The organism is Streptomyces sp. NPDC053426 (assembly GCF_055585405.1).
In genome coordinates this window covers 224,639-234,582 of record NZ_JBVJKE010000015.1, presented here as the reverse complement: position 1 = coordinate 234,582, position 9,944 = coordinate 224,639, and the positions used below count along the sequence as shown (strand labels likewise).

General features: G+C 69.4%; 8 protein-coding genes. All 8 read right to left on the bottom strand.

Annotation, left to right across the window (positions count from 1 at the left end; all coding sequences use genetic code 11):
* Positions 1–152 precede the first annotated feature (152 nt).
* The gene (locus tag ACZ62B_RS28640; RefSeq protein WP_468729113.1) at positions 153–869 is read right to left on the bottom strand and encodes an ABC transporter ATP-binding protein; all 717 of its coding nucleotides are present in this window, start codon (positions 867–869) and stop codon (positions 153–155) included.
* Positions 866–1,726 carry an ABC transporter ATP-binding protein gene (locus ACZ62B_RS28635; RefSeq protein WP_468729117.1) on the bottom strand — a complete coding sequence of 287 codons (861 nt, stop codon included), beginning with the start codon at positions 1,724–1,726 and terminating at the stop codon, positions 866–868. The genes ACZ62B_RS28640 and ACZ62B_RS28635 overlap by 4 nt, the downstream gene beginning before the upstream one ends.
* A gap of 5 nt (positions 1,727–1,731) precedes the next feature.
* Positions 1,732–3,555 (bottom strand): branched-chain amino acid ABC transporter permease, encoded by a 1,824-nt coding sequence (locus ACZ62B_RS28630; RefSeq protein WP_468729119.1) that lies wholly within the window; start codon positions 3,553–3,555, stop codon positions 1,732–1,734.
* A gap of 5 nt (positions 3,556–3,560) precedes the next feature.
* The gene (locus ACZ62B_RS28625; protein ID WP_468729121.1) at positions 3,561–4,490 is read right to left on the bottom strand and encodes a branched-chain amino acid ABC transporter permease; all 930 of its coding nucleotides are present in this window, start codon (positions 4,488–4,490) and stop codon (positions 3,561–3,563) included.
* A gap of 117 nt (positions 4,491–4,607) precedes the next feature.
* Positions 4,608–5,840 carry a branched-chain amino acid ABC transporter substrate-binding protein gene (locus ACZ62B_RS28620; RefSeq protein ID WP_468721280.1) on the bottom strand — a complete coding sequence of 411 codons (1,233 nt, stop codon included), beginning with the start codon at positions 5,838–5,840 and terminating at the stop codon, positions 4,608–4,610.
* A 628-nt stretch (positions 5,841–6,468) separates the two neighbouring features.
* Positions 6,469–6,891: a hypothetical protein gene (locus tag ACZ62B_RS28615; RefSeq protein WP_469692604.1), complete on the bottom strand. Its 423-nt coding sequence runs from the start codon at positions 6,889–6,891 to the stop codon at positions 6,469–6,471.
* Between the two features lie 76 nt (positions 6,892–6,967).
* Complete coding sequence (locus tag ACZ62B_RS28610; RefSeq protein WP_073936500.1) at positions 6,968–7,450, bottom strand: PaaI family thioesterase; 483 nt, start codon at positions 7,448–7,450, stop codon at positions 6,968–6,970.
* Between the two features lie 51 nt (positions 7,451–7,501).
* The gene (locus ACZ62B_RS28605; RefSeq protein WP_344555809.1) at positions 7,502–9,781 is read right to left on the bottom strand and encodes an FdhF/YdeP family oxidoreductase; all 2,280 of its coding nucleotides are present in this window, start codon (positions 9,779–9,781) and stop codon (positions 7,502–7,504) included.
* Positions 9,782–9,944: the final 163 nt, after the last annotated feature.

Below are 9,944 nucleotides of genomic sequence, written 5' to 3'. Positions count from 1 at the left end.
GGTGTAGATGAGGGGGGTGGCGAAGGGGTTCGGAGACGACGACGGGAAGAAGAAGGGGGGGAGGGGGGGGGCCCCAAAAAAAAAAAGAGCCCCCCCCCCCCCCCTTTGGGGGGGGCCCCCGGGCCTCTCGTCGTGTGCCTCGGTCCTCTGCCTCAGTCCTCGCCGAGGTAGGCCTTGCGGACCGACTCGTCGTGGAGGAGGTCCTGCCCGGTGCCGGAGAGGACGATCTTTCCGACCTCCATGACATGGGCGTGGTCCGCGAGGGAGAGCGCGGCCTGGGCGTTCTGCTCGATGAGCAGGATGGTGGTGCCCTGGGACTTGAGTTCGGCGATGGTCGCCATGATCTTCTGCATCATGATCGGCGAGAGGCCCATGGAGGGTTCGTCGAGCATGAGCAGTTTGGGCCGGGACATCAGCGCCCTGCCCATGGCGAGCATCTGCTGCTCGCCGCCGGAGAGGGTGCCCGCGGCCTGCTTGCTGCGTTCCCCGAGGATGGGGAAGAGGTCGTAGGCGCGCTTGATGTCCTTCTCGATGCCCTCCTTGTCGTTGCGGAGGTAGGCGCCGAGGCGGAGGTTGTCCTCGATGGTCATGCGGGGGAAGATGTGCCGGCCCTCGGGGGAGTGGGCGAGCCCCAGCGACACGATCTTGTGTGCTGGGATCTTCTTCAGCGACTGGCCGTCGAACCTGATCTGGCCGGAGACCGGCTGGAGCAGCCCGGACAGGGTCCGGAGCGTGGTGGTCTTGCCGGCGCCGTTGGTGCCGATGAGGGTGACGACCTCGCCCGCGTCGACCTTGAACGAGATGCCCTTGACGGCCTCGATCTTGCCGTAGGCGACCCTGAGGTCCTCGACCTCCAGCAGTGCGGTCACTTGTCGTCCCCTTCTGTGGTGCTGTGCGCCTCGGCGGCTGCGACCTCGGCGGCTTCCTCCTGGCCGGGGGCGCCTTCGAAGGGGGTGCCGAGGTAGGCGGCGATGACGCGTTCGTCGGCCTGGACCACTTCGGCGGGTCCTTCGACGATCTTCTCGCCCTGGACGAGGACGGCGACCCGGTCGCAGAGGTTCATGATGAACCGGATGTCGTGCTCGATGACGAGGACGGCGATGCCCTGGTCGCGGATGGCGAAGATGAGCTCTTCGGCGGCGCGGGTCTCCTGCGGGTTCATGCCCGCGGTGGGCTCGTCGAGGAGGAGCAGGCCGGGTTCGCTGGCGAGGGCGCGGGCGATCTCGAGCTTGCGCTGTTCGCCGTAGGGCAGGTTGCGGGCGAGGTGGTCGGCCTTGGCGGCGAGACCGGTGAACTCCAGGAGTTCCATGGCTCGTTCGCGGGAGGCCTCCTCGGCCTTCTTGAAGCCGGGCAGCCGCAGCAGGGCGGACCAGAGGCCCTCCTTGGTGCGGGTGTGCCGGCCGACCAGCACGTTCTCCAGAACGGTCATGTTGGCGAAGAGCCGGATGTTCTGGAAGGTGCGCGCGATGCCGGCCTGGGTGACCAGGTGCGGCTTGGGCGGCAGGACGGTGCCCTTGTAGGAGACCTTGCCCTCGGTGGGGACGTACAGGCCGGTGAGGCAGTTGAAGAAGGTGGTCTTGCCGGCGCCGTTGGGTCCGATGAGGCCGACGATCTCGCCGCTGTTGACGGTGAGGTCGACGGAGCGCACGGCGGTGAGACCGCCGAAGCGCATGGTGACGTCGGTGGCGTCGAGGACGGTCGTGGTGGTGGGTGCGGTGGTGGTCATGGCGGTCACGCCCCTGCCTTCGCGACGCCGGTCGCGCCGTCGGGGAGCGGCTTGTCGTCCGGTACGTCGAGCTGTCCGGTGTCGTGGAACTCGAGCTGCTTCCTGCGGTCGGCGACCAGTCCTTCGGGGCGGAAGCGCATGAGGAGCATGAGCGCGGCGCCGAAGAGGAGCAGCTGGTACTCCGCCATGAACTGGAGCTTGGCCGGGATCAGGTAGAGCAGCGCGGCGCCGATGAGGGGGCCGCTGATGGTGCCCATGCCGCCGAGGATGACGGCGGCGAGCAGGAAGGCCGAGTTGGGCGGCACTGAGCCGGCGAACTGGTACTGCTCGGGGGTGACGCTGTAGGACACGTGGGCCTGGACGGTGCCGGCGAGGCCGGCCAGACAGGCGCCGAGGGCGAAGGCGAGGAGCTTGAGGCGGAAGCCGTTGATGCCCATGGCGGTGGCGGCGGTCTCGTCCTCGCGGATGGCGACCCAGGCGCGGCCGATGCGGGATTCCGCGGAGCGGCGGAAGACCAGGACGACGACGGCCGTGAACAGCAGCATCAGCAGGTAGTAGTTGCCGGAGCGGGTGAGCTCGTGGCCGAGGACGTCGTGCGGTACTCCGAGGTCGAACCCGAGGACCTTGAGGTCGGGGATGTTCGGGATGCCGTTGGAGCCGTTGGTGACGTCGGGTCCGCTGTTGCCGTTGAGGTTGTTCATGGTGATGCGGAAGATCTCACCGAAGCCGAGCGTCACGATGGCGAGGTAGTCGCCGCGCAGTCGCAGGGTCGGTGCGCCGATCACCACGCCGAAGATCAGCGAGGCGAGGGCGCCGGTGAGGACGGCCGCCCAGAACGGGAAGTGCACGCCGATGCTCGACTGCGGGGAGCCGGAGACCAGGGCGGCGGCGTAGGCGCCGACGCCGAGGAAGGCGACGTATCCGAGGTCGAGGAGGCCGGCGAGGCCGACGACGACGTTGAGGCCCAGGGCGACGGTGGCGAAGATCAGGATGTTCGCGCCGATGAGGGCGAACTGGTCGTTGCTCTGGGTGAAGGGGAAGCAGATCGCGGCGACGAACGCGGCGGCGAGGGTGACGTTGCGGTGCTTGGCGGTGAGCGCCGAGAGCCGCCTGAGGAGTCCGGCGCGGGTGACGGCGGTGAAGCCGAACGCGGCCATGATCAGGAAGCCGACGAACAGCTCGGAGTACTCGGTGCCGATGCCGTACGCGAACACGTACAGGCCGATGCCGAAGCCGGCGGCGATGATGAGGATCTCGGCCCAGGAGGGCAGGTCCTCGGCGCGGGCGGGCTCGGGGGCGGTGAGGGAGTGGCGGATCCGGCCCCACAGGCCCGGGTGCGGCTCGTCGGCGTCGTACGGCTGGTCGGCCGGGAGGCCGATGGCGCCGATGACGGCGACGAGGGCACCGATGCCGGAGACCCAGGCGCCGGGCTCGAGGTTGACGAGTCCGCCGAGCTCCTGGCTGATGGCGCCCATGGCGTAGCCGGTGGTGCCGAGGACACCGAGGGCGGTCAGCAGGACGGGGCTGTTGGTGCCGCCGGGGGTGAGCCAGCCCAGTCCGCGGACGCCGTAGCCGGAGAGGACGAACAGCAGGGTGAGGAGGGCGCCGACGAGGGTGAGGACCTGCAGGCCGCCGGGGTAGCCGGTGACGGTGAGGTTGCCGGGGAACTCGTCGGTCCAGGTCCAGGCGAGGAAGGTGCCGACGAACGCGACGGCGGAGCCGGCGGCGGCGACGGCGCGTGCCGCGGCGGGCGGCAGCGGGACGATCGGGGCGGCCGGTGCGGTGGCCGTCTTGGCGGTGGCGTCGGTGGTGGGAGTCTTGGTGGTCATGGGTATCACGCCCGATCCGCGACGCGTTCGCCGAGCAGGCCTTGTGGCCGGAAGAGCAGGACGAGGATGAGCAGGGCGAACGCCCATACGTCCTTCCAGGCGCCGCCGCCGAAGAGGTCCATTCCGGGAACGTTGGCGATGTAGCCGGTGGCGAGGGCCTCGGCGACGCCGAGGACGATGCCGCCGAGCATGGCGCCGTAGATGTTGCCGATGCCGCCGAGGACGGCGGCGGTGAAGGCCTTGAGGCCCATCAGGAAGCCCATGCGGAAGCCGACTTGGCCGTTCTTGAGGCCGTAGGCGACGGCGGCGATCGCGGCGAACGCGGCACCGATGGCGAAGGCCATCACGATGATGCGGTCGGTGTTGACGCCCATCAGCTTGGCGGTGTCGGGGTCCTGGGCGGTGGCCTGCATGCCACGGCCGGAGCGGGTCTTCGACACGAAGAGACCGAGGGCGAGCATGCACAGCGGGGCGGCGATGATGACGAAGAGGTCACCGCGCTGGACGGTGGCGCCGAGCAGGTCGATGGGCTCGCCCTGGAACTGCGGGAAGGAACGGTCCTTCTTGGCCTCCGGGTACCACATCCACACGATCTGCTGGAGGACGATGGACAGGCCGATCGCGGTGATCAGCGGTGCCAGCCGTGGGGCGCCGCGCAGGGGCCGGTAGGCGAAGCGTTCGGCGGCGGTGGCGAAGGCGACCGAGACGATGACGCCGCCGAGGATCATGAGCGGGATGGCGGCGCCGAGGGCGAAGCCGTCGGGGAGTACGAGGAACACGGTGAGGGCCCCGAAGCCCCCGACCATGAAGATCTCGCCGTGGGCGAAGTTGATGAGCTGGACGATGCCGTAGACCATCGTGTAGCCGATCGCGATGAGTCCGTACATCGCGCCGAGGATGAGTCCATTGGCCAGCTGTTGCGGCAGTTCGTTCACCGCAGGGCCTCCGTGGAGTGGTTCGGATATGGCGCCGCGCGGGAGCGCTGGTGGGCGCTCCCGCGCGGCCTGGGGTCAATGTGTGCGGGGTGTCTCCTCCGCTGTGTGTCCCCTCGCTCAGTCGACCTTGGGGGAGGCGCTGTACTCGGGCGCCCAGGCGTTGTTCTTGACCTTGTAGGCGGTCATCAGGGTGTTCGTGGTGTCACCGAACTCGTCGAAGGAGATGGTGCCGGTGACGCCGTCGAACTTGACCTTGCTCATGGCGTCCAGGACCGCCTTGCGGCCGTCCGCGGGGACCTTGCCGTCGTTGCCGTCGACCGCCAGCTTGACGGCCTCGATGATCGACCAGGTGGCGTCGTAGGTGAGGCCGCCGTAGGCCTCGTACGCGTCCTCGAAGTTCTCGGCCTTGTAGTTCGCGATGAACTCCTTGGCGGAGGGGAGCTGCTCGACGGGCTTGCCGACGGAGGTGGCGAGGTCGCCCTCGGCCTTCTTGTTGAGCTTGGGGAACTCGGCGGAGTAGATGCCGTCGCCGCCCATGAGCGGGATGTTCTGGCCGCTGTCCTTGAGCTGCTGGCTCAGCGGGGCGGCGGCCGGGTACTCACCGCCGTAGTAGAGGGCCTCGGCGCCGGTCGACTTGATCTTGGCGACGACGGCGTTGAAGTCGCGGTCCTCGGGGTTGATGTGGTCGCTGCCGACGATCTTGCCGCCGAGGTTGGTGAAGTTGGTCTTGAAGGACGCGGCGAGACCGGCGCCGTAGGTCTTCTGGTCGTCGATCAGGTAGACCTTCTTCTTGCCGGCCTTGGAGTAGAGGTACTCGGCGGCGAAGGCACCCTGGATCTCGTCCGTGGTGGCGGTGCGGAAGAAGGTCTCGAACTGGCGGACCGAGTTGCCGGTCTTCCAGCCGTCGCCCTGGGTCAGCTCGGTGCCGGTGTTGGCCGGGGAGACCTGGACCAGGCCGGCGTCGTTGAACGGCTTCTGCATCTGCTGGGAGACGCTGGAGTTCAGCGGGCCGACGACGCCGAGGACGTCCTTGTCGCTGATGAACTTCTGGGCGTTCTGCTGGCCCACGGAGGGCTGCGCCTGGTCGTCGAGGGGTTCGAGCTCGAACTCGATGCCCTTGACGTACTCCTCCTTGTTGGCCGTCTTCACGGCGAGCTCGGCGGAGTTGCGCATGCCGAGGCCGAGGGCCGAGAGGTCGCCGGTCAGCGGGGCGTCGATGCCGATCACAACAGTGGTCTTGTCGCCGCCGCCACTGCCGTTGCTGCTGTCGTCGCGCGACCCGCATGCGGTGAGGGTGAGCGATCCCGCCGCGAGTGCCGCGGTGAGGGCGATGAGCGAACGTTGACGCACGATCCAGTCCTTTCCCCTGACGGCCGCTCCCTGATGGAAATGGCCGAGTCGAGCGCTGGGCCGACGTGACAATCGGGCTGGCGCGGTGACTGGCGGTGACTCTAAGCGGGTGGGGGGAACGTGGAGGAGGGTCTGGCCAAGGCTGTGACTCTCTTGTTATGACACGACGTATTGCAGAGCGGTACTGACTGGGGGGAACGGCGGAATTCTCGCCGTTTTGCCCTGTCCGGATGGTGAGAAACCGCAGGACCCGGCGCGGTGTGTTCAGGTGTATCGAGGGTTTTGGTAATTACCCGAAGTCGTTGCCGCAGACGCCTTGTGGGGCCCTGGGGGAGGGGTGGTGCGCCCCGTGTCCCGCGGGGTCGGGGCGGGTGGCCGCATTGCGCGCGTATTACACAGAGTTACGTCCGGGAAAGGGGGTCCGGCGTTTCCGGCGCTTTCTCTCATTCCGTCGCGGAGGGGGTGACGGAAAGCCCCGAGTGAGGTAAGGGGGGCGGGAGGGGAATTCCATGTAATGGCCACCTAAAGCTGGGATTCCGCACCGGACCGGACGTTGAATCCGAAGTTCCGGATTGTCCCTCCAAGGGCGTTGGCCTGCGGGTTCATCAACCGCCGGGGGGAATGGGGCTCATTGCCACGGTCCGCCCGTCGGTTTGCCGCCGCGGTACCGGTCGACGCACCCCTCGCGCACCTTACGGTCCATCAACTCACGTGCGGCTTCGGCGCCTTGACGTTTCTCGGTGGCACGGGCGGCGGCCACGGCCGCGCGCAGGATGTCGTACTGTCCGTCGGACAGTCCCATGGACTGGTAGTCGCCGTAGGTGTCGCCTTCGAGGGCCTTGCGGGACCAGTACCCGACGAGCTTCGCGCACAGCTCCTCGTCGGAGGTGGCGCGCGGTGACGGCGGGGCGGAGCCGGTCCGCCTGTCGGACGCGGTGTCCGTCCGCCCGCCGGACGCGTGGCCGGAACCGGACGCGCCGCAGCCGGTCACCACGAGGCCCGCCACGAGCGCCGCCAGGAGATGCGTCCGAGTGGTGCCTCCCCGTCCCATGCCCGCACCGTAGGGCGGCCGCCGCCCCACGGCAACGGGGATGCGGAGCGGACGCCCTCCGCATCCCCGACGGCCGTCAGCCCGCCGCCTGTTCCCCGTCGCCGGGCCGGACGTCCCGCAGCAGGCAGGTCAGCCGCGCGGTGCACACCCGCTTGTCCGCCTCGTCGGTGATGACGATCTCGTACGTCGCCGTGGACCGCCCCCGGTGCACCGGAGTGGCGACCCCGGTGACCAGGCCGGAGCGGACGCCGCGGTGATGCGTGCAGTTGAGGTCGACGCCGACGGCGATCTTGGAGCTGCCGCCGTGCAGCATCGACCCCACCGACCCCAGCGTCTCGGCCAGTACGGCGGAGGCACCGCCGTGCAGCAGCCCGTACGGCTGGGTGTTGCCCTCCACCGGCATCGTCCCGACGACCCGCTCCGCCGACGCCTCCAGGATCTGCACGCCCATGCGCGTGCCCAGGTGACCCGCCGAGAACAGCGCCGGCAGGTCCACACCGAGCGCGGCGTACTCGTCGATGACCTCCTGCGGGAACTTCACCTGCTGCTGCTCTCCCATGGGCCCGGCTCCTTCGTCGTGCGTCGGTACGGCTGTCTGCTGAGCGAACGCTCAGTCGGTCGCCGATTGTTCCAGACGCACCACGACCGACTTGCTGGCCGGGGTGTTGCTGGTGTCCGCGGTGGCGTCCAGCGGCACCAGGACGTTGGTCTCCGGGTAGTACGCCGCCGCACACCCCCGCGCCGTCGGGTAGTGCACGACGCGGAACCCGGGCGCCCTGCGCTCCACGCCGTCCTTCCACTCGCCGACCAGGTCGACGTAATCGCCGTCCACCAGCCGCAGCTCCCGCGCGTCCTCCGGGTTGACCAGCACCACACGGCGGCCGTTCCTGATCCCCCGGTAGCGGTCGTCGAGGCCGTAGATCGTGGTGTTGTACTGGTCGTGCGAGCGCAGCGTCTGCAGCAGCAGCCGGCCCTCGGGCAGCTCGGGGAACTCCACCGGCGCGGCGGTGAAGTTGGCCTTGCCGGTGGCGGTGGGGAAGCGGCGCTCGTCGCGCGGGGCGTGCGGGAGCGCGAAGCCCCCGGGGCGTGCCACGCGCGCGTTGAAGTCCTCGAAGCCGGGGACCACCCGCGCGATGCGGTCGCGGATCGTCGCGTAGTCCTTCTCGAACTCCTCCCACGGCACCGTGTCGTCCTCGCCGAGGACGCGGCGGGCCAGCCGGCACACGATGGCCGGCTCCGACAGGAGCCGGCCGCTCGCCGGTTCCAGGCGCCCGCGCGAGGCGTGCACCATGCCCATGGAGTCCTCGACCGTCACGAACTGCTCGCCGCCGCCCTGGACATCGCGCTCGGTGCGGCCGAGCGTCGGCAGGATCAGGGCACGCGCGCCCGTGACGGTGTGCGAGCGGTTCAGCTTGGTCGACACGTGCACCGTCAGCCGCGCCCGGCGCATCGCGGCCTCGGTGACCTCCGTGTCGGGGGAGGCGGAGACGAAGTTGCCGCCCATGGCGAAGAAGACCTTCGCCTTCCCGTCGCGCAGCGCCCGGATGGCCCGTACGACGTCGAAGCCGTGCTCGCGCGGCGGCGCGAAGCCGAACTCCTTCTCCAGGGCGTCCAGGAACGCCGGCGCGGGCCGCTCGAAGATGCCCATGGTGCGGTCGCCCTGCACGTTGGAGTGACCGCGCACCGGGCACACGCCCGCACCGGGGCGGCCGATGTTGCCGCGCAGCAGGAGGAAGTTGACGACCTCGCGGATGATCGGCACCGAGTGCTTGTGCTGGGTGAGCCCCATCGCCCAGCACACGATGACGCGCTTCGATTCGAGGACCATCCGCAGACACCGCTCGATGTCCCCGCGCGTGAGACCGGTCGCGGTGAGCGTTTCGTCCCAGTCGGCGGCGCGCGCGGCCTCGGCGAACTCCTCGTAGCCGTGCGTGTGTTCGCGCACGAACTCCTCGTCGACCGCGCCGGGCGTGTCCAGGATCAGCTTGTTGAGGAGACGGAACAGGGCCTGGTCGCCGCCGATGCGGATCTGCAGGAACAGGTCGGTCAGGGCGGCGCCGGTGGTGAGCCCCTTGGGGGTCTGCGGGTTCTTGAAGCGCTCCAGGCCCGCCTCGGGCAGCGGATTGACGCTGACGATCCGCGCGCCGTTCGCCTTGGCCTTCTCCAGGGCGGACAGCATGCGCGGATGGTTGGTGCCGGGGTTCTGGCCGGCGACGATGATCAGGTCGGCCTTGTGGAGGTCCTCCAGCAGGACGCTGCCCTTGCCGACGCCGATCGTCTCCGACAGGGCCGAGCCGGACGACTCGTGGCACATGTTGGAGCAGTCCGGCAGGTTGTTGGTGCCGAGCCGGCGGGCGAAGAGCTGGTAGAGGAAGGCGGCCTCGTTGCTGGTGCGCCCGGAGGTGTAGAAGACGGCCTCGTCCGGGGAGGAGAGGGCGGAGATCTCCTCGGCGACGATGTCGAAGGCCCGCTCCCAGGTGACCGGCTCGTAGTGCTCACCGCCCTCGGGCAGGTACATGGGGTGCGTCAGCCGCCCCTGCTGCCCCAGCCAGTAACCGCTGCGGCCGGCCAGGTCGGCGACGGGGTGCGCGGCGAAGAACTCCGGGGTGACCCGGCGCAGGGTGGCCTCCTCGGCCACCGCCTTCGCCCCGTTCTCACAGAACTCCGCCTTGTGCCGGTGCTCCGGCTCCGGCCAGGCGCACCCCGGGCAGTCGAAGCCGTCCTTCTGATTCACGCTGAGCAACGTCAGCGCCGTCCGCTTCACACCCATCTGCCGCTGGGCCATCCGCAGGGTGTGCCCGATCGCCGGCAGCCCCGCGGCAGCATGCTTCGGCCCGTCGACCTGCGGCGCGTCCTGAACCGGATCCCCCTTGGGCGGCTTCGCTGCCATCGCGCACTCCTGTTCCACATACACGTATGAGGTGGACCTCCGATCCTGCCACGCCTTTCCGGCCCGTCCGGCGTCTGAGGACGAGGCCCGTTCAGGGCCGAAGGGGGTCTGGGGGCGCGGCCCCCGGGGACGATGGGGGCACCTCCCGATCGAGCGAGGTCGA